The 23015-nt window shown below is 56.2% G+C and carries 15 protein-coding genes and 1 tRNA gene; 9 read left to right on the top strand and 7 right to left on the bottom strand.

The features are described 5' to 3' along the window. Nucleotides 1-43: 43 nt before the first annotated feature. Nucleotides 44-994, bottom strand: coding sequence for a GlxA family transcriptional regulator (locus ACYYKW_RS07605; RefSeq protein ID WP_090282694.1), 951 nt, complete (start codon nucleotides 992-994; stop codon nucleotides 44-46). 214 nt (nucleotides 995-1208) lie between these two features. On the opposite strand from ACYYKW_RS07605, the gene ACYYKW_RS07600 reads away from it, so the two are divergent. Further along, nucleotides 1209-1931, top strand: coding sequence for a pirin family protein (locus tag ACYYKW_RS07600; protein ID WP_090282693.1), 723 nt, complete (start codon nucleotides 1209-1211; stop codon nucleotides 1929-1931). Between the two features lie 49 nt (nucleotides 1932-1980). Here the strand turns inward: ACYYKW_RS07600 and ACYYKW_RS07595 are convergent, their stop codons facing one another. Together ACYYKW_RS07595 and ACYYKW_RS07590 are read right to left on the bottom strand one after the other, a co-directional pair. Next, nucleotides 1981-2451, bottom strand: a complete 471-nt coding sequence (locus tag ACYYKW_RS07595; RefSeq protein WP_090282692.1) for a hypothetical protein — start codon at nucleotides 2449-2451, stop codon at nucleotides 1981-1983. 250 nt (nucleotides 2452-2701) lie between these two features. After that, nucleotides 2702-3577, bottom strand: coding sequence for a LysR family transcriptional regulator (locus tag ACYYKW_RS07590; RefSeq protein WP_336354446.1), 876 nt, complete (start codon nucleotides 3575-3577; stop codon nucleotides 2702-2704). A 109-nt stretch (nucleotides 3578-3686) separates the two neighbouring features. On the opposite strand from ACYYKW_RS07590, the gene ACYYKW_RS07585 reads away from it, so the two are divergent. The 3 genes from ACYYKW_RS07585 (at nucleotide 3687) to ACYYKW_RS07575 (ending at nucleotide 7002) form a co-directional block, all read left to right on the top strand. Next, the gene (locus ACYYKW_RS07585; RefSeq protein WP_464989781.1) at nucleotides 3687-4886 is read left to right on the top strand and encodes a YbfB/YjiJ family MFS transporter; all 1200 of its coding nucleotides are present in this window, start codon (nucleotides 3687-3689) and stop codon (nucleotides 4884-4886) included. A 60-nt stretch (nucleotides 4887-4946) separates the two neighbouring features. Further along, nucleotides 4947-5945: an NAD(P)H-quinone oxidoreductase gene (locus ACYYKW_RS07580; protein ID WP_464989780.1), complete on the top strand. Its 999-nt coding sequence runs from the start codon at nucleotides 4947-4949 to the stop codon at nucleotides 5943-5945. A gap of 112 nt (nucleotides 5946-6057) precedes the next feature. Next, nucleotides 6058-7002, top strand: coding sequence for an alpha/beta hydrolase (locus ACYYKW_RS07575; protein WP_093102760.1), 945 nt, complete (start codon nucleotides 6058-6060; stop codon nucleotides 7000-7002). A gap of 29 nt (nucleotides 7003-7031) precedes the next feature. Here ACYYKW_RS07575 and ACYYKW_RS07570 read toward each other — a convergent pair whose 3' ends face one another. After that, on the bottom strand, nucleotides 7032-7361 hold the full coding sequence (locus ACYYKW_RS07570) for a hypothetical protein (protein WP_090282687.1): 330 nt from the start codon (nucleotides 7359-7361) through the stop codon (nucleotides 7032-7034). A 196-nt stretch (nucleotides 7362-7557) separates the two neighbouring features. Here ACYYKW_RS07570 and ACYYKW_RS07565 point away from each other — a divergent pair, with 196 nt between their 5' ends. Next, a complete protein-coding gene (locus ACYYKW_RS07565; RefSeq protein WP_464989779.1) occupies nucleotides 7558-7833 on the top strand; it encodes a hypothetical protein in 276 nt (91 codons plus the stop codon). A gap of 111 nt (nucleotides 7834-7944) precedes the next feature. Here ACYYKW_RS07565 and ACYYKW_RS07560 read toward each other — a convergent pair whose 3' ends face one another. The 3 genes from ACYYKW_RS07560 to ACYYKW_RS07550 all read right to left on the bottom strand — a co-directional run bounded on the left by ACYYKW_RS07560 (nucleotide 7945) and on the right by ACYYKW_RS07550 (nucleotide 10694). Continuing rightward, nucleotides 7945-8232, bottom strand: a complete 288-nt coding sequence (locus tag ACYYKW_RS07560; RefSeq protein ID WP_090282685.1) for a hypothetical protein — start codon at nucleotides 8230-8232, stop codon at nucleotides 7945-7947. Between the two features lie 966 nt (nucleotides 8233-9198). Then, nucleotides 9199-10362 carry an acyltransferase family protein gene (locus ACYYKW_RS07555; protein WP_464989778.1) on the bottom strand — a complete coding sequence of 388 codons (1164 nt, stop codon included), beginning with the start codon at nucleotides 10360-10362 and terminating at the stop codon, nucleotides 9199-9201. Between the two features lie 192 nt (nucleotides 10363-10554). Beyond that, nucleotides 10555-10694, bottom strand: a tRNA-Ser gene (locus tag ACYYKW_RS07550). A gap of 78 nt (nucleotides 10695-10772) precedes the next feature. On the opposite strand from ACYYKW_RS07550, the gene ACYYKW_RS07545 reads away from it, so the two are divergent. From ACYYKW_RS07545 to ACYYKW_RS07530, 4 genes are all read left to right on the top strand, one after another. Then, nucleotides 10773-12227 (top strand): tyrosine-type recombinase/integrase, encoded by a 1455-nt coding sequence (locus ACYYKW_RS07545; protein ID WP_464989777.1) that lies wholly within the window; start codon nucleotides 10773-10775, stop codon nucleotides 12225-12227. A 91-nt stretch (nucleotides 12228-12318) separates the two neighbouring features. Further along, on the top strand, nucleotides 12319-13509 hold the full coding sequence (locus ACYYKW_RS07540; RefSeq protein WP_464989776.1) for a hypothetical protein: 1191 nt from the start codon (nucleotides 12319-12321) through the stop codon (nucleotides 13507-13509). A 379-nt stretch (nucleotides 13510-13888) separates the two neighbouring features. Next, nucleotides 13889-19615, top strand: a complete 5727-nt coding sequence (locus ACYYKW_RS07535; RefSeq protein WP_464989775.1) for a hypothetical protein — start codon at nucleotides 13889-13891, stop codon at nucleotides 19613-19615. Between the two features lie 4 nt (nucleotides 19616-19619). Then, entirely contained in the window at nucleotides 19620-22832 is a 3213-nt protein-coding gene (locus ACYYKW_RS07530; RefSeq protein WP_464989774.1) for a hypothetical protein, read from the top strand. The last annotated feature ends 183 nt before the right edge of the window (nucleotides 22833-23015 follow it).

The following is a 23015-nucleotide window of genomic DNA, read 5'->3' as shown; positions in this document are numbered from 1 at the left end:
GCGCAATACGGACATACCGAGGCGCCAGACGGACAGAAACGCTCTAGCTGAACTGTTCGCGATACTGCGCCGGGGTCAGGCCGAGCTTTTCGGCGAACAGTGAGCGCATGTGCCGGACGCTGCCAAAGCCGCTTTTGTACGCCACGGTCTTCAGCGGCAACTCGCTGGTTTCCAAAAGATTTCGCGCACAGTCGACGCGGGCGCTTTGCAGAAACTCCATCGGTGTCATGTTGATTTCCCGGGCGAACACCCGGGCGAAATGCCGCGCACTCATATTGGCAATAGCCGCCATGCGCTCGACCGTGAATGCTTCGTCAAGGTGCTCGAGCACGTAGCTCTGCGCGCGGGTGATCGGGGTTTCCTGCGGCGCCACGGCCGCCATCAACGGGCTGAACTGTGCCTGCCCGCCCTGCCGCTTCATCACCACCAGCAGGACCTTGGCGACATCCTGGGCAAGCTTCTTGCCGTGATCGCGGGCCACCACGGCCAATGCCATATCAATACCAGCGGTCACACCGCCAGAGGTGATCAGGTTGCGATCTTCGATATAGATCTGATCGGTGGCGACGTCGGCCTTGGGAAACGCCCGGATCAGCCGCTCGGTGTAATTCCAGTGAGTGGTCACCTGATAGCCGTCAAGCAGACCGGCATGTCCCAGTACAAAAGCGCCAGTGCAGATCGAACCGTAATACTCGGCCCGTTGCACGGCGCCTTTGAGCCAGGCGAACAAGGCAGGAAACTGCTGGTTGTAGGCGCCGGGGCCGCCGGGCACAAGCAACAGATCATAGCGCTCGGTATCTTCGTCGATTGTCCGATCAGCCTGGACCATCACACCGTTGGACGCTCGCAGCGCGCCGGGCTCGGTTCCCAGGGTGACCAACTGATAGTGCGCGTCAGGCTTGAGGTAGCGGTTGGCAACCGCAAACACTTCCAGCGGCCCGGCCATATCAAGCAGGAGAAAGTCGGGAAACAGCACCATTGCCACGGTTTTCATGGGAGCACGTCGCTTCAATCGGGGAACATGAGACAGGCCGGACATTATGACCAGGCAAGACGTCTCAAGCGCGAAAAATTGTGTGAGCGGCCTCGCACAACTGTCAACCTCACCGAGACAGTCTTTCAGTTTTCACCTACTTATTGGATTTCATGGTTAACAGTAACCTTCTCCTCACTCGGACGAATAAACGTCCCGCCAGGAGATCTTAATCATGCTGACTCTTCGCAAAGCCTCCGATCGTGGCCTCGCCAATCATGGCTGGTTGAAGTCGTTTCACACCTTTTCCTTCGCCAGCTATCGCAACCCTCGCGAACAGGGTTTCTCGGACCTGCTGGTGATCAATGACGACCGCGTTGCCGCCGGCAAAGGTTTCGGCCAGCACCCGCACCGCGACATGGAGATCTTTTCCTACGTGCTGGAAGGTGCGCTGGAACACAAGGACACGCTGGGCACCGGTTCGGTCATCCGCCCCGGCGACGTGCAATTGATGAGCGCCGGCAGCGGCGTGGCGCACAGCGAGTTCAACCATTCGGCCACCAAGCCTGTGCATTTTCTGCAGATCTGGATCGTGCCGGAAGTCAGCGGTGCCAAACCGCGCTACCAGCAGGAGCATTTCAGCGCGCAAAGAAAACGCGGTCGCCTGCAATTGATCATCTCGCCCGACGGCAAGGACGGCTCGCTGAAAGTTCGCCAGGACGCGCGCGTGTTCGCCGGGCTGTTCGACGGCGAAGAAAGCGCCACGCTGAAACTGCCGGCCGACCGTTACGCGTATGTGCATGTGGCACGCGGCAGTGTCGAACTCAATGGCCAGCCATTGCAGGAAGGCGATGGCGTGCGGGTTCGCGAAGAACAGTTGCTGACCTTGAGCAACGGTGTCGATGCCGAGGTGCTGGTGTTTGACCTGCGGCCGCAGGAGTTGCCGCAGATGCCATGACGCAGTGTTTCTACACTTATGAGAACGGCCTTCCAAAGAAGGCCGTTTTTTATTCGGGTGATTTGCTCCACGGCAGCATCGGCGGTATGGGCACGGTAAACTCCTTGCCCGCCTGAATCGCCGCCAACGTCGTCTGGACCGCTGCATAAGTGTTGGCCTGATTGGCATAACAGGCACCGACAACGATGGCGACGAGCCCCACCAACTGAACGGCGGCGGCGGCCCAGACATTGGCTTTCGTCGTGCTCGCCTGCCTGATGGCTTCTTTCGATTCCTGTGCAATGTTCTGGATCGCTGAGGACATCAATTCGAAGCGTTTGTCCCGCTCCGACTGCGCCCTGTCTCGCTCCGACTGCGCCCTGTCCATCTCTGACCGAATCCGGGAGTCTGCCTTGTCCCGCTCGGCCTGAGCCGCCAGAAATGCATCGATACGCATCGATACGCCCTCCATCCGCGCATCCATCCTTGCTTCTATGGTCTCGATCCTGGCATCGAACTCTTCGCGGCTTATGCTGCTCATGGTGTGCGTATTCCGGCTGTCGTTGAATGGATCACTGTCTGAACATTGCCTCATTTCCCTGGCTTTCAATTCGTCACCTTTGGTGGTTACCGAGACCTTCCGTGGTCGATCGTTTCAGTGCGAGCCCTGCGACTCTCACCAGACTGTGGAAACGATAAAGCCGTTACCCAATACCAACAAGCCGGCCGATTCGGCCACGTTTGTAGGCTTTTTCGTCAGCCGACGTAGCCTCATCCAAGCAGCCTTGAGCTCACTCATTTTCCTGCGCAAACGCTTCGACAATCTGCTCGATTACCGCCCTCACCCGCGCCGTATGGCGCAAATCCGCATGGGTCACCAGCCACACGTCGTACGGCAGCGGACGCGTGCGTTGCGGCCACAATCTGATCAGGCCATCGCGTTCGCCCATGTACACCGGGATTTCTCCTACACCCAGACCCGCCGCAATCGAGCGGCGCACCAGCAGGCTGGAGCTGAGGCTGGCGACGATTCGTCCGCGATTCAACGGCTCGCAGACCAGCGTCATATCTTTCTTGCTTTGCAGATAGGGTTGATAGACCACCAGATCATGACCTTCGAACGCCGTGTCTGGCTGCGGTGAGCCATTGGTGTCGATGTAGGCCTGCGAAGCGAACAGGCCCACCGGCCAGCGGGCGATGCGTCGGGCAATCAGATCTGGATTGTCCGGCCGGGTGTTGCGCACAGCGATATCGGCTTCGCGTTTGGCCAGACTGAGAATCTGCGTGGACGCCTCCAGTTGCACGCGCACGTCCGGATGCCGGGCATGCAAGCGCGCCATGGCCGGGATCAGGAAATCAATGGCCAGCGAATCGGTGGTGCTGACCCGCACGGTGCCGGTCAGGCGATCGTCCAGCCCTTCGATTTGCCGCTGCAGATCCAGCGCGGACTGCTCCATTTTCTCCACACTCCTGAGCGCCGCTTCGCCGACGGCAGTCAATGCGTAACCGTCGGAAGTGCGCAGGAATAAAGTCGCACTCAGGGTCTTTTCCAACGCGGTAATACGCCGCCCGACGGTGGCCTGATCCACACCCAGCACCCGCGCCGCGCCCCGCAGCGTCGACTCCCGGCAAACCGCCAGAAACATTCGCGCATCATCCCAATTCATGTTTTCCCCTTGATGCAAAAATGCATCAGCGCGCCGCTTAATCGCTGCGTTATCGCAGCAACGATAGCGGATATGCTCAGCGCTATAAACCTTTCACGAGATCGCTGTCATGCGTACTTCTACCTCATCCGGCATCTGGATGCCGATCTTCGCCGGCCTCTGTGCCAGCCTGGTCAGCATTGGCTTGGCGCGCTTCGCTTACACCCCGTTGATCCCTTCGCTGATTGAAGCCCGCTGGTTCAGCGCCAATGATGTGGTCTACCTCGGCGCAGCCAATCTGGTCGGCTACTTGATCGGTGCCCTGCTAGGTCGGCCGACAGCGCGCCAACTCGGCAATAAAAATGCCCTGCGGTTAATGATGCTGGGAGTGACGGCGGCGTTTTTTGCCTGTGCATTTCCGTTGTCGGTGAGCTGGTTCTTCGGCTGGCGGCTGCTGTCGGGCATTGCCGGGGGCGCAATCATGGTGCTGGTGGCTGCAACCGTTCTGCCGCATGTGCCGGCAGCACGCAAAGGATTGGCCAGTGGTGCGATCTTCCTCGGCATCGGCCTCGGTATCGCTGGCTCCGGGACGTTGGTGCCGCCGCTGTTGAGTCTCGGATTGCAGGCCACCTGGCTGGGCCTTGGCATTCTGGCGCTGGTGCTGACGGCCCTGAGCTGGTTCGGCTGGCCGGACGACTTTGCGCATCCGCCAGTGACACATGAAGCGACGGGTGTACAGTCAACACCGCGCGCGGTGTATCTGTTGTTCGCTCAGTACGCGTTCATGGCCGCGGGCCTGGTGCCGGCGATGGTGTTTCTGGTGGATTACGTTGCACGTGGCCTTGGTGCCGGCGCGCATACCGGTGCGCTGATCTGGGTGATGTACGGTCTGGGCGCGATTGTCGGGCCGGTGAGTTATGGTTTTCTCGCCGATCACCTTGGCGCACGCTCTGGCATCCGCTGGGTGCTGGTGGTGCAAGCGATTGCTCTCGGCCTGCTCGCAGTATCTCACTCGTTTCTGGCACTGGCGTTGTTGGCGGTGATTCTCGGTTCCTTCCCGCCCGGCATCGTGCCGCTGGCCCTGGCGCGGGTACATGAGCTGGTGCCGGAGCATCATGGTCAGCAGATCGCCTGGAGTCGCGCCACGGTGTCATTCGCCACGTTTCAAGCCTTGGCCGGGTTTGCCTATTCGGCGCTGTTCAATGCCAGTGGCGGTCATCACGCGTTGTTGTTCGTGATTGCCGCTGGCGCGATCGTTGTAGCGCTGCTGCTGGAACATGCCGTGAAGTGGCTGCCCGTCGCGGCTCAACCACACCGTTGCACAAATTGAGGGGAATCATTGCCTACCCGGCAAGCTCCCATTACAGAACGCACGCCTACAGGAGTCGACATGTCGCTGCCCAATGAAATGACCCGTATCGAAATCACTGAGCCCGGCGGGCCCGAAGTCTTGCAGCCCAAGCGCGTGCCGCTGCCGGTCGCTGCCGCCGGCGAAGTGCTGATTCGCGTGCATGCCGCCGGCATCAATCGCCCGGACGCCTTGCAGCGTGCTGGCAAGTACCCGATGAAGCCCGGCATGAACCCGATTCCAGGACTGGAAGTCGCCGGCGAAGTCGTCGCGCTTGGTGAAGGTGTCAAGCAGTTCGCCATGGGTGACCGCGTCTGCGCGTTGACCAATGGCGGCGGCTATGCCGAATATTGTGCGGTTCCAGCCGGCCAGACTCTGCCGATCCCCGCCGGCCTCGACTGGGTGCATGCTGCGGCCATTCCGGAAACGTTCTTCACCGTTTGGGCCAACTTGTTCGGTCTCGGCGGCGCGAGTCGCGGCCAGCGTGTGCTGATTCACGGTGGCACCAGCGGCATTGGCACTACCGCGCTGATGCTGTGCCGTGAATTCGCCATTGAAGCCTTTGCCACGGCCGGCAACGCCGACAAATGCGCAGCGATCCGTGAGCTGGGTGGCGAGGCGATCAATTATCGCGATGCAGATTTCGCTGAAGTGATCGCCGAGAAGACCGACAAGCACGGAGTTAACGTAATTCTCGACATCATGGGCGGCTCGTACTTCAACAGTAATGTCAGCGCACTGGCAATGGACGGCCGACTGGTCATGCTCGGCTTCCTCGGCGGCGCGCGGGCCAATGACGTCGACTTGCTGGCCATTCTCGGCAAACGCGCGGTGGTCACCGGCTCGCTGCTGCGCGCTCGCAACTCAGCGGAAAAAGCCGAAATCGCTGCGCAACTGCATGAACACGTCTGGCCGGCGCTGGCTGCCGGGCGCTGCCTGCCCATGATCGATAAGGTCTACCCACTGACCGACGCGGCGAAGGCCCACGCCCATATGGAGGCAGGTGACCATATCGGTAAGATCGTGCTGCAGGTGACTTGAGGCATCGCAGCATTTTGTAATCAATACAGCCGGACAGCGGTCGAAAAAATTACGCGCAGACCGAGGCATCTGGTAAAAGGCGTTCTCTGTCTGCGCTCAGGTGAAACGTTTAATGTTCCGGTCCTTCATGACGCGTCTGCGCCGTCGCCGCCTGGCGTTCGCCTGCATGGCCGCGTTGATCATCGGCGTGCCGACCAGTTGTGCCGTGCTCGAACACACCGAGCGCACCCTGCTGTTTCGCATCGAACCGGGCAACGCTGGCTGGTATCGCGGCTTGCCCGGCAGCGTGCAGGAGCTCGATCTGCAGCCGAAAAGCTTCAAGGCCGGGCAAAACATCCATGCCTGGTGGTGGCCGGCGGAAAAAGCCGATGCGCCAGCGATTCTTTACCTGCACGGGGTTCGCTGGAACCTCACCGGTCAGTTGTTCCGCATCGAGCAACTGCGCGCAGCGGGCTATTCGGTGCTGGCTATCGATTACCGCGGCTTCGGTCAGAGCAAAGGTGATCTACCGTCGGAAAGCAGTGTTTATGAAGACGCTCGCGTTGCGTGGGAGCGCTTCCAACTGCTGCAACCGGACCCGAACAAGCGCCTGATCTATGGTCACTCTCTCGGCGGCGCGGTAGCGATTGACCTGGCCGCTGAGCTCGGACAGCGCGCTGCACGCAGCCACTCCCCCTTACCCGTGCGCGGTCTGGTCATTGAGTCGACCTTCACGTCGCTGGCCGACGTGGCTGCCGCCGTCGCCAATACCTCGCTACCCGTGCGCTGGCTGTTGTCACAGAAATTCGATTCCATCGACAAGATAGCCGACATTCACATGCCACTGCTGGTGGTGCATGGCCAGGCGGACGCCTTCGTACCGCCGCGCTTCAGCGAGCAATTGTTCAATGCCGCTGAGCAGCCCAAGCGCCTGCTGCTGGTGCCCGGAGCGACGCACAACAACAGCATGGCCCTCGGCGGCCAGGGTTATCGCAAGGCACTGGATGCATTGATGCAGACCAAACCGTCGCCGCAGGTGGCCGGGCCGGCAGTGGCCAAGGGCTCTCGCGACTCCTGAGCTGTCCGGTCAACCTACGCCCACCGGCATCAGCGCCGTGCCAGTTCGTGGCGTACGCACTGTTCGTAATAAGTCTGCTTGACCGCCGCGGGGTTCAACTTCGAACTGCTGTTATAGGTTTGCTCGGTAATGCCCATCGCGGTCATGCGCATCCAGGGCTGCTGGAACCGCCGAACCTGCAATTGTTTGCGTGCCCCGTACAACGAGACTCCAGACAGTTTTGACCGCTGCGCGCCGGCAGCAATGTCCGAGCCCCATGTGCAGGCAAAGCGGTGGCCCTTGCTCAGCTCTTTTGCCTGTACGCCCGAGGCGATCAAAGCCAGGGAAAGCGTCGCAACGGTGATAACAATCGTCCGCATTTAGCCGACCTAACCTTTTGAAAAAAGGCGATTTTGCCGGGGCAGATCAAGTCCGGGGGCCAGCAATTTGCCTTCCTGCGAAGACTAATCCTTGAACCGAATACATCCCAAGCTCTGCCGCTCGTCCAGAACCTCGCACCTTTGGCGGGCTGGCTCATCCAAATCAGTACATCCCGTCGCGCAGAAGGCTCATGCAATGAACAGGACAATCGCCGCCTTATCGTTCGCCAGTCTGTTTCTGATCGGCCCGCTTCATGCATCGGCAGCAGAAGCGACAGCGGGCGCCGCCACCCCCGCCACCGCCCTGCCCGGTGTCAATCATGCAGAAAGCTCCCGCGACCATGATGAGAAGGCGAACAAGAAAGGCGAAGAGTCGTCAGGTGCCAACGCGGGCGCGGAGCCTCATGAGACGCAGAAGGATACCGCCACGTCCAGCGACTCCAAAGACCTGGAGAAAAAGCCCACGCAGTAATTTCCAATGGACAACTCACAGACCATCCGATCTGTGCTCGGACTCCATAAATGAAAAGGCCAATGTCATCGACATTGGCCTTTTCATTTCAGTCCCGAAGAAACCGGTCCGTCATTGCTTGGTGCATTGAGCGCCCAGTCCCATGCCCATGGAGCCCAGCGCAACCATCGGGCCGCTCGGAAGTTCGCACTTGTATTCGCCGCCATCGGTTTGAGCGGTGTAGTAGGTTGTATTGAAGTCGTTGCGGATGTTTGAAACCTTGATAACGGGTTTGCCAATGGTGGTCTGCGCTCGATCCTTCAGATCACTTTCGCCCGGTTTGACGGTCTGGCATCCAGAGACCGCGAGCGCGAATGTTGCGAGTAAAACGAGAACCGGGACAGTCCTTGATGAGTTCATTGCAGATCGACCTTTTTGATTTTTATGCCAGAAAATTTTGACAGCAAGCTGTCAGGCGATAGGACTTTAAAGTCGAGCCGGGACTGGGGCAATTAGGTCGGATGTGCTAATGGCTGAAAGCTAGCGTCGCTTCCGATGAGGTTTACGACTCCTTTGGAGTGGCGCAAAGATATTTGCGCGACCTCAATCATTAACTTAGAAAAAATGAATTAGCCACCTGATCCCTCGGTCAAGAATTATGAACGCAGTAAATCTGACGAGGTGACAGTGATGACTATCCAGGCAGAGACACTCGCAAAACTGACTGAAGCGCTTCAAGAGCGAGGCATGAATAGAGTTTCAGACATCCATTTCACCCGCGCACCTTACCGATACAACCATCGCTGGATCTGTATCGTGGAGTGAACGTGCCGACCGCCCGCGCCTGGATCGAAGTATCCAGCGCGGGCGCCCCGGCGTTCGAAACAAACGCAGGGTGGCGAGTTCGTGTCTGTTTCTGACTCATCCATAGGTCGACGGCAACAAAAAACCCGGCACGCTGGCCGGGTCTTGTGAACGGTAAAGGTTCATGGCGCCTGTTTCGCGCCGCCGTTATCCCGACCTGTCTGGGCATCCTGGTCAGAACCAGGATTTCCGGGTGGCGGATTCCAATCCTCTGGTCGCTCGTCGGCACCCTGTTTTGGCTCAGAGATAGCCTGTTCCAGGCCAGAATCATGGCCCTCGCCAGAGTCCGGCGTTTGCTCGCCTGGTCCCGGATACGGAGCTTCAGGACCGTTGTTGTCGTCAATCATCATTTTCTCCCGTCATTGGCGCAGGGCCTGCGCTTACTACTGAGAGACGATTCCACGCCAGGGAGTGCGATTCGCTCGACGAGCGGGAATTACCCTCGCGCGCTCGTTAGTCAAATTCAGCTGTACTCACGTGGAAAAAAGCCCGTTCGATGGCGGGCTTTTTGTTTTAGGCGCACTAAACGGCAACTACTATTTTCTCATTCGCTTCCAGGCGTCTCTTCTTCACGGCTTTTACGATGGGTTTTTCGACCAATATGTGAAGCGACACCGAAACCGCGAGAAGCAGTGCAAAGTAAGTCCAAAAATGGAGCTCATATCCCGTAGCAGATGATGGATAAAACCTGGATAGCAAAAGATACACTGGCATCTGCATGATATAAAGCGCGTAGCTGGCATCGCCAAGCAGCGTAGATAATTTCCCTTTCATGAACCGAGGAATGGCATGGTTGCAAACTGCACAACTATAAATAAAAAACAAAAAAACTACCGCATAGAAGCTTGACCCATATGCAAACTTCTCTCCAAAAAAATCATTGATCACTCTTCCAGTTTTTGACAGTGCGTAGATAACAACAATTGACAGAATAAATAAAACGACATTCTTTGCCTGCGCATAAGCACCACCAGCTTTTAGCCTTGAATACGCGTAACCTCCGGAAAACCCAAGCACGAAGCTGCAAAAATGCGCGGGTGGAAAATAATAAACAATATCTACCGCGCGTGATGGGTTGAGTGTTGCAAACTCAGACTTGTTAATCGATGACAACACAAGCTGTGTCGCCAGCCAAAAAACGCAGGAAACAGCAATCCACACTACTGGCGAGCCCACCCCTTTTCTTGCCAGAACGATTAAAGCGGGCGCAAGCAAATAGAAAGCCATCTCAACGGACACAGACCAAGCTGGCATATTCAGCGACAATGGATATGGACTAACCCATGATTGCAGCATCAAAACAGATAAAATCAACTCAGTATCTTTTCCCACTATACCTATCAGGGCTAGCGTTAAAACCAACGCTATAAGATAGACCGGCAAAATTCTGGCGAGTCGATCCACATAGAAACCGCCAACAGAAAACTCTTTCTTGATGGAAGATAATGCAATAACAAATCCAGACAGAACAAAAAAGAACGTTACTGCAATTGAACCAGCAGCAAGAACGGAAGGAAGCAGTTTGTAAAACTGGGTATCTCTTCCATAGTGAAATATCACGACAGATGCCGCAGCGATAAACCTAAAGAACGTTAAAGATTCAAGCCTGTTGCTATCCTTCATTCCCTGCGCATCCAATGTGTCCTTCGGCGCAGCGAATATACCAGAGGCTGCGCCAATGAACATGGCTACCTCATAGCATTAAGACCAAAGCGAGCACCTTCTGCCGTCACGCGCAGCATCTCATGGCAACTCGAAGCCGGGCTCACGCGGGTCGGCCTTGACCATTCCAAGGAGGAAAACAGCATGCCCTCCGCAAAAGTCCCCGCCCATGAAAAAGCCGAACTGGCTAGAGTTCGGCTAAGTCATTGAAAAATATGGTCGGGACGGAGTGATTCGAACACTCGACCCCTAGCACCCCATGCTAGTTATTGGCGAATTTCAGCGGATCGCTAAATACCCAAAAAGAATCCACCGAGCTAGTATCTACAAGGGCTCCAGCACTCCACCACGTCCAGCACCATCCAACGAAATCCATCGGTAGCTGACGTTTCTGTGGGGGTAAATGTGGGGGTATTTTTTTGGAGGGAAAAGTCATGACCAAGCTCACTGCCAAAGAACTGGAGTCATTAGACGCGAACGATGCAGGTCGAGTGCTCAGGGAAGACGGTGGTCTCTCTGGCAAGGTCCAACTCAAGAAAAAAGGTATCACCGTCGCGTTCTATTACCAGTTCCGATGGGAAGGGAGATTCACCGATATTTCGTGCGGGACATGGCCAGGCACATCACTACCGGAAATACGCAAAATACGGAACATCGCCCGCGACCTTGTGGCGACCGGGGTGAATCCCAACGATCATAAACGAGCCGAAAAAGCGCGAGTCCGAGCAGAGGTCAACGCTCAACTTGTCGCCGCCGAAACGCTCAAGGTAAAGGGACTGACCTTAGGAGATATGGCAGAAAAATGGCTGCTGAATGGCGTAGCGAGGAAAGACGGTAACGCAGAACTGCGCCGACGCTTCACCAAGGACCTGTACCCCACACTGAAAAACAAGACATTGTCTTCCGTAAATGAACATGATCTGCGGAGCGTGGTACGAACCGTCATTGGTCGCGGGGCTAATCGACAGGCTATTGGTTTGTTTGCCGATATCACTCAGATGTTTGCATGGGCAGAAAAGCGCCAGCCTTGGCGTGCTCTACTGGTTGATGGCAATCCGACCAATCTGATTGAAATTAATAAGCTGATCCCTGCTGACTACGAGGAGGAAAGAAGCCGCATTCTTTCGCCTGCTGAGCTGTCGGAACTGCATAACTGCTTCCAACAAATGACGGCCGACTACGATGCCCTCCCCGCCGGTCAAAAGTACGAGGGCATTCGACCGTTAAAGAAGGAAACTCAACTCGCACTCTGGATCAGCCTGGGCACCTTGTGCCGGATGGGCGAACTGCTGAAGGCCGAATGGAAAAATGTCAATCTGGAACAGCAGACCTGGTTCCTCCCCAGCGAAAACGTCAAAGGCACTCGCGGCAAGAAACAGGACCATTATGTTTTCCTCTCATCCTTCGCCCTGCATTTCTTTCAGGAACTCAAGACCCTCACGGGCGACTCTCAGTGGTGTTTTCCGAACAAGCAGGATGATCAGCATGTTGATGTGAAAGTAGTGAGCAAGCAGGTGGGTGACCGCCAGGCTAGATTCAAAAACCGAAAAGCTCTCTCCCGACGGCGTCACGACGATACGCTGGTCCTTGCCGGCGGGCAGAACGGTGACTGGACACCCCATGACCTACGTCGTACGGGCGCGACCATGATGCAGGCCTTAGGCGTCAGCCTGGACGTCATCGATCGCTGCCAAAACCATGTACTGGCCGGTTCTCGGGTGAGACGCCACTACCTGCATCATGACTATGCCGAAGAGAAGAAACGCGCCTGGAACCTGCTGGGTGATCGGCTTAGTGCCGTACTGTCCTCAACCTACGAGCACCCACCAGCCGAGTCTATGCTGTCTTTTCCAGCGTTTGCGGCTACAGAGACGTGGTCTCCCTCATAGGGCTGTTGCACCCAGCGCTCTCCGGAATTTAACATCCGCGACAACCCGTTTTGTGACCCAAAATTCGCGATGAACAAAGGCGACAGACTGCATGTACACATTCGTGAGTTTCACCGTTGCAGAACTGTTCGAAAAAGTATGGGAAACGCCCATGGTCAAATTGGCCCATGACATTGGTGTTTCCGACGTCGCCGTCGCCAAAGCTTGCCGCAAAGCCGGCATCCCCCTCCCAGGTCGCGGCCACTGGGCAAAATCTGAAAAGCAGCGGCCACACAAACCCAAGCCTCCTCCGGTCGAAGGTAAGGTCCGATTCCAGGTTCTCGACCGTGACACTCTGCCCGCCAAGACTGGTGCTGATTCGAACTCACCGATAGTCCAGCGAACGATTGAAGCCCCCTCTCAATTGACCGAGCCCCACACTCTCGTGAGTCAATGGCTAAAGACTGCAAAAGCCTCAAAACTCAAAGAGGGCTACCTCGATTACGCAGACAAGCGAGTCTTGGGTGTGATGATCTCATCGACATTGATCGAACGCTGCGCAATCCTTTTTGATGCACTGATCAAAGAGGGTGAGGCTGAAGGTTATTCATGGAAGATCAACGCTGAAGGAAAAACCATTGTCACTGTTAACGGCGAGCCCATGGCCGTGCGACTCATGGAGCGATTAGACAAACATCCGATACCACCGCCGCCGCCCCCCAAGCGCCGCCCCGGTGCTCCTTGGGAGCCTAATTTCATGTCCCTGCGAAGCCCGCAGTTTGAATGGACCTCAACGGGTGAACTGACTTTTCAAATTGAAGTGCGAATGGATTATGGAGAACGGAAAAACTGGAAGGACACCAAGACCGCACGCCTCGAGAAAAAACTGTCTAGCATCCTGGCTGGCTTGAGTTCCGCATCGGTGTCTATCAAGGCCCTCCGAGAGAAGGAGGAGGCAAGAGAACGGGAATGGGCTGAAGACGAAAGACGTCGTCTTGAACGCGCCCGCAACTCAGAGACTCAACGCCGCCTTAGACGTAACCTCGTTAAACATACAGAGCGATGGGAACGTGCCGAGCGCTTACGAGCCTTTATAAAGGGCGTGGAGAATCGCCTGAAATCTACCCCACTAGTAGATCAAGAAATGGCACAAGTCTGGATCGATTGGGCGCGCAAGCAGGCCGACCTCCTGGATCCTCTGCAAGAGAATCTGGCACTGATCACCACCTTGGATGTACAGCTAGAAAGCTGGTTCAGTGGTTCACATTACGGTCAGGTGGAAAAAGGTTGGTGGCCTGAGTAACTGGCGATCCGCAGCGCTATTATCGCCCCAAGTAGGTATGTTGACCCGACTTCCACAGCCGACGATGGAAAAATTCAGGCCGTAAGAAAGCATAGGTAGCATCTGCCAGCATTCATGTAGCGGAATAACTGCATGCGCCTGGATATTGCCGCCCCGATGGCCTGCGACACCATGGCCACGCCACGGTTGCGGCCACATTCAGACTGCTTTCGGCCAACTACGACAGGCAGTAAACGGGCAAATTGCAGCCACTCGCGAGGGGCTAATCTCGGAGTGCAAATCTGGCGTTGCGGGGCGACAAAGGGTAAAGCGTTTCCCTCGGTACTTTCCGTTCCTATCCTAGACTTCGTGAGGTCCCCATCTCTATGGAGTAGGAGCAATGTCCAAGCGCATCTCTTTTGAAGAGTTCAAGCCGAGCTTCATAAGCGTTGGCTTTGGATGGACTCCCGATCTGTTCGAGTTGGCGTTCCTCGACGGGTCAGCCAAGCTCCTACCCCTGCTCGACAATCTGCCGGACTCCACTGGCGATGTCGAGGTCGAAGTCGAAGTCGAAGGAGTGGTCGGCCAAGGGGGCGAACGACCGCTGCGGTTCGGACACTTGCCTGAAGCAACAAACAAATATGCGGCGGACCTAAGCGGGGCTGCGCCCTATCGTCTTACGATCAGCTTCGGCAAGGATGACCGACTTACTTCGGTAAAGCTCACGCTATTTTTCCTAAACCCACGCGTATTGCTCACCGATACGCTGTTCATTCCATGTAAACGTCTGGGCGACGGAAGATTTGATAAACAAACTCCAGGTGCTGCTCCTTGCGGTCTAGTAATCGTTGCCGTACCCGAACCTGAGATTGCCCTGGACGTCCGATTCGCCAATCTTACAAAGGGCGTGCCGAAGGAGGCTTTTGCGCCGCCCCCGACAGGAACTCAGTATGACGAGCAAACGCTCATCGGGCGAATAGACGTATGGATTGAATGGCGCGACGATGATCTAGCTAAGTACTCCACTGATCTGTTCGGTCGCAATATCGGTACACCTGGTGGTTCACTACCCGCAGATGTCGATAATTGCACTGTGCAGCTTTTCTCACCCGGCATATCAGAAGCGGTACAGGTATGGATGGATGTTACTCAAACGATAGGCCTCGAACTCGCGCATAAATTGACCGATGGGATCAAAATACTCCTCGACACTCCCAAGGAACCAAGCGCGGCCAAGTTGTTCAGTAAAGCACTAGTGGAGTTCAACCTAGCCCCGACCTTCAAAGGTGTGTTGTTCGAAGGGATCCGACTGCATTTACTGAATGATGCGCAGGCTGGACAAGACGGTTGGCCGTCGTTGGGGTTAAGTCTCGCCGCCTTTTCCTTCGATAGTGCAGGAGACTCCAAGACCCACTCGGCATGGTATGCAGGTTTTGAGGCTGGCATGCAAGCGGAGCCAACGAAGCCTTATTTCGGTCTTTTCAACGATGCAAGATTACACGGCTGCTTTGCCGAGGATCAACTCGCCGCCTTTTCAGTGAGTGGCACGATCAAACAGCTTGATCCTCCTTATTCATGGCTGGCGGGGCGTTCGGCCGTCTTGGCTCTGCGCTCACAGCCGTGGAAGGATCTACAAGGAACTGAACACCCGGGCATGGCGATCAGCCTGGGACTTGAGTCGATGGGCGACAAGGTGTTGGCCACGCTTAACAAGGACCAACCAGTCCCCATGACGGCCGATGCGTTCAGCCAGGTTGCCGTTGTCATGACGCTTGCACCGATTGTTCTCGCGTCCAACCCCGTAAACCCGCCAGACGGAGCGCATCCACCGGACGACAGGACGCGCGGCTATTTCGTGCCGATTCGGTCAGCACAGGGGATGGGCGAACTCTACGCAATGGTTGGACTGGGTTGGTTCTTTAAAGAAGCCGTAAAGGTCAACGAACTGCGTGTCATCGGCGTTCGTATGCAGCGACAGCCGGCCAAGGTAAACAAGCCAGACGCCGGGGATGAGTACCAAACAGCCCTCCTGTTCGATTATGAAGCGGATTACTCCATCGATTTCGGCCCTGACAACCTTAAGACGGCAAGGTCACTCACGGCCCGCATCGATGGCACAGGCATCATGTTGCATGACAAGGACTTTTTTAGCTGGGTGCAGGTGCCAAGCGGACTGCACGAGCTTTCCGTCGCCGATCCAGCGTTATGGGATGTGACCGGCATAGGGAAATGGTTCAAGGTCGTCGACGTGTTGGTGCGTCGAAAACCGGCGCGGGAAATGGTGATCCGGCTCAGATTAACCGGAAACACCGATATCGTCACAGCTGGTGACTTTGTTTTCGTGGTTCCGCTCGAAGGCGAAGGCAACGTCAAGATCGACGCGTTCCCATCTAAAATCTCAGCCGAGATCGGCGGCGTCAAAGGCATCGGAACACTGGCTATCAAGAACGATGGTACCGGTCGTACTGTTATTGGCAGCCTTGATCTGGAATTCCCATCGGGCTTCCGTATTTTCGGTGCCGCACGAGTTTCGGACATCGAAGATAGTGACGCCAAAGCTACGATTTTCACCGGCAGGGTGCACTTCGCGGCCCCCAAGCCAGTGTTTAGCACAGGGGCTGGCTGGACTGGCATCGACGCAGTCGTAGCGACGCATATGATGCGCCGTGAACCACCGGGGACGCCGGGTGTACCGCCCGCGCTCTCTTGGCTCGAATCCGTCAAAGGCGACGTCGTCAAATCAATCACGGATTACCCGGCCAGTTGGGAGGTCGCAGAGAACCACACTGCTGTCGGTATTGGCGTGACGGTAGAGTTACTAGCGCTTGGCGGTCTGCTTAACATGAACGCAATGCTTGTGATCGAGCAGCCTGGTCCGCGCATCCTCATTTTCACCAAGGTGAACCTTCTTAAAGAGCCAGTCGGCAACCAAAAAGCATCCGAAGATTTGAAGCGCGGAATCATCGGCGTGCTGGATATTGATCCCGAGCACGGCAAACTCACGCTATCGGCGCTGGTTAACGTTCAGTTCAAGGACCTGGTAACAGTACGGGCGCCTATACAGTTATTCCTAGATTCAAAGGAGACGGCGAACTGGCACTTCTTCATTGGGCATCACGCTGAGATGGCCACTGCCAAGCTCAATCTATTCGGTCTGTCGAGCCTGTCAGCCAGCGGTTATTTAATGGCTGCAGGGAAAGTCATAAAGGGTGTGCCGATATACGGGGGGGGGCCGCGGGATCTACCAGGACTCGCAGTCGCTTTTGGCCTGGGAGCACAGCTTGTAATCGGCGGAGGATCGCTTTGCGTCCGGGGAGGAATCCAGACCTACCTGTTGTTGTCCTTCGGGGATGGCATTTACGTGGGCGGTATGGTGGTTTTGTCGGGGGAACTCCGACTGTTTGGTCTCACGATTGGAGCCTCGGGTAGCCTGAGACTCGACTACTCACGTAACAGCCATGGGAAAGAAAACCTTTATCTTGAGGGAAGCATATCCGGACACTATAAGGATATGTTCTTCGAAATCGAGGGCAGTCTAACAGTCAAAATTGGCACTTCGCTCACCGAACCAATAAGTCTCCCACCCCTTGCGTTAAGTGTAACGCTCATTAGCGGGGCCAATGTCTCGTTGCGAGGGCAAGGCAGTCTGGGTCCAATCGATGGCACGCTCGGGGATGCTTCACGCATAGGAAGTTCTGAAGTTGTACCGGGCCCAGTACCGCTCGACACTGTGATCGCGCTATCGATGGCACAACCACCAAGCACAGAGGGAGCTGCAAACGACTTTGCCGGCCTAGCACCAAAATTCAACCAGAACGAATCTGAATTCACATTTGGAAACCAAGCTGCCCAATATAATCTGAAGTCCGTAAAACTCTACCGCCATCGGTTGACCGGATTAGAAGAGGTGGACTACCAATCATGTCCGGCGCGCTGGTGGGAGTCGGCACAACCATCGAAGAGCGGAATTCCGTCACCCAAGATCCTGGCGTTAATGACACGCGACCCACTCAGCGCGAAGAATTCCATAGTATCTCCCGAGCAACTGAGTGCTTGGATTGATAGTATCCTGGGAAGCATATGCGATGTTGTCACGCTCCCGCAGCCGTGCTGGTATTCACTTGGAACCACCGATGCCGGCACACCTTTGGGAGGCGAGTGGATTGTGCCAGCTGTGCTCCGTGACACGAAGACTGAGGGCATGATTGGCCGGCGTGGCGCGACGCAGGGACGATTCGCACTAAATCCGCGGCCTGGTTCGGGAGCGGATAATGATCCAATTCCGGGCTTTCCACCCTACCCGGGTACCTGCATTATCGAGCCAGGACTTGATCCGGAGTCGACAGTTCCGGTGCTTTCCTTTTATTCACGACTGCTTTCGGTAGAGCCCCGTCTCCGTGTTTCCAGCACAGTCCTGATAACAGGCGACATGGCGTTCAATGGATCGCTCGATCTGCTAGTGGCCCATGCCGGCCTTGGTGATGGTTGGTATTTTGATCTCGCCCTCTCCGACAACTCTGTCGTGAGCATGTCCTACGACGACCTTCGGAATAGGAATGCCGTTGGCAACCTGCAAGACAAAAACGTGCAGGGCGAATTCTATAAGAATGCAGAGAGGTGGAAGCTGCTCACACTTGCCTTCGAGGGTCTTAAAACACTTCCACGATATGCAAATTTTGGGTTCTGGCTCATACGGATCGATTTCTCCGCGTTGCCCCAGATCAGCGTGAATTCATATCCTGAGTCTCTCACTATCCATTTCAACGATGACGTTCCTGCAGACCATTTGGTCGACGCCATTCTTGGCGGCGTTCGCTTCACTCCCAAAGCCGAATTGGAGCGCTACCAGAACGACCTAAACCACCAGCAAGATGTGATCGAGAGCCTTAAGGACTTTCTTGTCGGCAAACCGATCCCGTTGCTTGAACCTGCTTCAGACTACGAAGTGCGCGTTGAGTGGCTTTCGGAGATAAACGGAGTGCCCCTCCCCATCGAAAATGCGACATACACGTTCAAAACAAGTAATGAGCCGCCCCTGTCTGCGATCCCTTACTTGTTGGCCACGTTTCCGCAATCTCGCGAGCGCTTTCATTACACCGAGGACGTTCCAGGCTTCTGCCTGGGATCGACCGACGCGTTACGAATGTTGATGAAGTTTCCGGACGCCAGACTCAAAGTCGTAATCACAGAGGATGGTGGAACTGAGGTGTTCGACAAAACCGGAACCCTCCGCTGGGACCGTGGCGTTCTCGTTGATCCCGCCAATTTAGTCGATCCGGCAACTCCCAGCCCCTTGGGATTCGAAAACCAAAGTGTTACCGAGCTGCCGTCCGCACTCAAGGAGGCGCTTATCGCCAAGTTGGGTACGGGCAAGCCACTGTCCTGTCTAGATAATATCAACCTACCCGCAGGCGGCATCTGGATTGGGTTTGATGTGCGACTAAGGCCGCTTTGCGGCTATAAGATCGCTGTTGATGTCGTTCACACCAACGGATCACTTTGGCAAACGGGCTCCGCAGCGGATCATTTCGTCGATTGGCAGTTCTCGACGGCGCTGCACTCCAACCTAGCTGCACATGTCGCTCAACTCACGAATGTGCCGCTTCGTCACAAGGTTGTTGCCAGGACGCTCAACGATGCATTTGCATCCGAAAGCGACGTCGTTATTGCGGAGAAGCTTTTTGAGGACCTGCTGGTAGCCTCGCTTGGGGAAGCACCTTCTCGAAGTGGTGAAGCGCGCAAGACGTTGCTTTGGCGAAAAGATGTGGAGTCAAAAAAACTGCTCCCTACTGCATTACTCATTGAAAGTAATGAACCGCTGTTGCGCACAACCCGGAGCGTTCGCATTGCATCACGTTCTGGTCCGACGTCTGAGACGCTCATCGCCGAGCCGGAGGATCTCTTGTTGCAATCGATCGACAACAAAAAATCGCGCCGCGCCGCGGGAGCCACTTTTTCATCCAGCGGCTTCTCTGCACTCGTTCGGATTGATGCAGCGGTGAGCGGGGATCTCGTCTTGGAATTTGCTCGGTACGCTGTCGATCGAATTCCGTCGGCATTGCCTAACTTAGCATGGCTGACAGTGGCGGCAACTACTCTTGCCGCTCGCTCGACAAGAGAGGAGTAGAGCTATGTCGTTTAGAATTTACGCCCGGATGGCGCAGTTTCCTCTCAATAAGTGCGAGCGGGTCGACCAATCAGACGATCCATCCGGTCCAGTCGATCCCACGAGTTCGATTCCCGATTTCCCACATGATGCAACGTTCATGACCACGGTGCATTGGAAGGTTCAGCCAACGCTTGGTATCGCGTCCGAACCCTTCGACGTCGAATTGTGCACACAGCCTTTATCCGGGGAGCGCTTTAGCCGCAGCCACGATGAAGACATCCAGTTCGACGACATGCATTTCGAGGTATCGCTTGGCTCACTGCTGACGTCACTCGGCACGGTGGAGGCGCTGTGCGTGACGGCAATCGTCCTCGGCGACCAGGACGCCGTAATCTTTGCTGTTGATGCCGCGGGCGAGGAGATTATCGAAACCCGCCAGCCGGCACATTCTCCTAATGGCACAGCATTCATCGGGCCTGGCATATTTGGCTTGCGAGCGACTGGAGCGGTCACCTTAAAGAACCTACGCGCGTTCGCGGTGCCTCCAAACCACAACCTTGAGTTCACCCAGTTGGCCACTGTGGCTCCTGCGATCGCCGGCATAGGTGCCTGGAGGCAACAGCAGTATCTCAATACCAATTATGACGTTGCCGGGATTCTAGATGTGCGGCTGGCGATGGATGCGTTAGCGCGCATGAATACGGAGCCGCCCACTGTCAAGGTGCTAGAACTGGGTGTCCATCGAAGGAAGTCCGCTGAGGTCGCAGCTATGGCGCTCACTAGTGGTCCGGCGCAGCTAATTGCCGGACATTATGGAGAGATAATATCGAACCCTGCTCGGTCCTTTGAAACAGAAGTCCAGTCGGGAGTCTTCCTCACGCACTGCCCTGCCAAGATGCTGCAGTTGCTGGCTGGCAGTGATCCTGTGACCGCAACAACACTTGGCCATGCCGTGACGGTCCCAATAAAGCCGCCATTTAGCGCGCTCCAATCGCTCGAGGAAATCTATGCCGAAGTAGAGTCGCTGGGGCATCTCCCCTATCCGCTCATTCGGGTGCGGGGTCATCACCTCTCCTCGACCGGATTAAAGGTCGTGAGCGAGCAGTTCGCGGCCCTTTCCTTCGCAGCCGACCCGATAGCCACGATCGAACCTGGAATGATTCACGGCCCGTCGGTGCTCGACGAGCCAGGATCGACTGAGTTGGTCGTCCGGTTGGACCGCCGTTCGGCCAGTCTCGCCAGTTTTGTCGACCTTGGGGCGGGGACTTTAGGTTTTTTGATCGACGAGAACGGTAATCCACAGCGGTATATTGGAACGGGTAAGGCTGAGGATCACTCAGATGCGGGAGCTCCAACCTTCCCCCTGGGTGCAACCCCCTTGCCGTTAGCCGTACCGACAGAGAAATCGATCAACATCCACTGCAGCGACACTTTCGGGCGCTGGCGGAACCCGGTTACGGCCCGTTGCAAGCTTTTGCCCTGGCCCGTACAAAAGCCAAGCTGGGGTGCTGTGGAGGTCGATTATCCAGCCGATGGAACGCTTCTTCTACGCGCCGAGATTGGCTGGGACTGGACCACACGCACACCACTGGAGATCCATGTCGGTATTGTAATAGACCCAGACGATCCTTTGAGGATTGACGCGCAAGGCGGTGTGCGGCTTCCTGGTCAGGAAGCCATACCTTTGGTTATTAAGTTTAAAGAGAAGCGCCCGTTCATAGTGCCTGGCGTTCCTCCTGATTGGTCGATCACTCTGCTTCCAGAGTACGCTCCCGATGATAGCCCGCAGGGCACGTCGGTGCCCCCTACGCCGTCGGACTTTCAGCGGTATCGCCTGCAGTTGTCGCTCGGCTCGGCAGGCGACATGTTCGATACTGAGTCAACGCGATTGGTGGGGCTAGGAGCTGTCGCTTGGGAAGCGGTGAGCGGACTGAGACCCGAACGACGCTCCGAGGATTCTCTGACCAATGTTGCTGTGCACGACCCGCGGCCGCCTCAATTGTCAGGGTCTAGGTGGCATCTCGACTGGGCAAGCCGCGTGAGTGGAAGTAAGAGTGCACGCGCGTTTATCGATTTTTCATCGCTGTGTCAAAAGCCGGTCGCAGGATTCCGGATTTGGCGTGCGCATGAGTCGGCACTCTGCGATCTTGGTCTGGCGACGCGATTCCAGGGCGATCCGGTTGCCGCGAACCGCTGCTTCAGTGAACTGCGCGCCGAGCGCGACACGGCCTTACGCCTTGCGATGATCCAAGGCCTGATCGCACCCTATCTTCACAGACAGACGTTCCTTCGCGCATTCATTAACCTGTTTGAAGTCGACAACAGCAAAATTCTGACTGAATCAGGCGAGATTGAAATCTCCGGTGCCCAGGGGGGGCTTGAGTTTGTCATGCTAACGGCCGTCTCCCTCACAGCGGTACCCAGCGACAAAATGAAACTGGCAGACCTACGTGCGATTGCTGTACCGGTCGAACCCGCAACGAAAGCCCCATTGCTGAGGTTGTTCCGGCCTTCAGTTGGTACCCTCATGGAGCATGCCGGGGTCATTTCTCTGGCTATCGGTTCTTTGGAGCCCTTTGCCGCGCAGGATGTACGTGTCTTCTGGGATGGCGACGGCGGCGCTTCGAGTGAGGAGGAACTCCTTTATCGCGTAGAACCTGTTTCCGAACTTGTAGTTCAGCACCTGGAGCAGATCTGCCCTGGCTCCGTGTCTGCAATCGAGCGGATGGCAATACCACATTGGCGATACTTCGCGGTCAGGCCCATCCCCAGCTGGATGCCACATAGCTTTAGTGCGGATATCCTAAAGTCCGCACCAAAAAAACCGTCCGATACAATTCCGTCACCTCGTTCCGAGTTGCAGCGGGTCCGGCTTGTTCCACCAGATGGTGCAGCGCTTGAGGTGATTGAAGATCAATTGGAGAACTCAGTACGAAGTGTCTCTATCGAGCTTCGCAATATCTTCGAGGCGAACATACCGGGTTTTGCCCCGTGCATGATTCAGTTGGGTTTGGTTGATGCTCCAGATGGGAGCGCCGGCAGTGCCCCCTTCGTGTTCGGTCAGCTTGTCGCCAATGGTTGGAAAGTCACCAATGGAACTGGCGCAGTGGAGGTATTGAGCGCAAGCGGCTCGGGGCGCCTTTCAGTGAAAACCCATGGACTGTCTGGAAAGTACTTGGTGATAGCGGCATCCGACCCCGCTGGTAGGATCGACAAGTTGACACTGCGGCTTTGATGCGTCCGATTGCTGGGAGCGTCCATGCAAACTGGAGAGCCGGCGCACCCAGCAACGGTGGTGGGAGCCCCCCAATACAGCGCCAAAGGAGCTATCTAGCAGCGCGCCATTCCTTTTAATCCGTTACTACAAGTGATTTTTCAACCGGTAATCCTACTAGCCGCTACTGCCTGGCTCGGCAGC

The organism is Pseudomonas sp. 15C, from assembly GCF_055484735.1.
The sequence above is the reverse complement of the archived record's forward strand: the minus strand, read 5'-3'. Positions and strand labels throughout refer to the sequence as shown.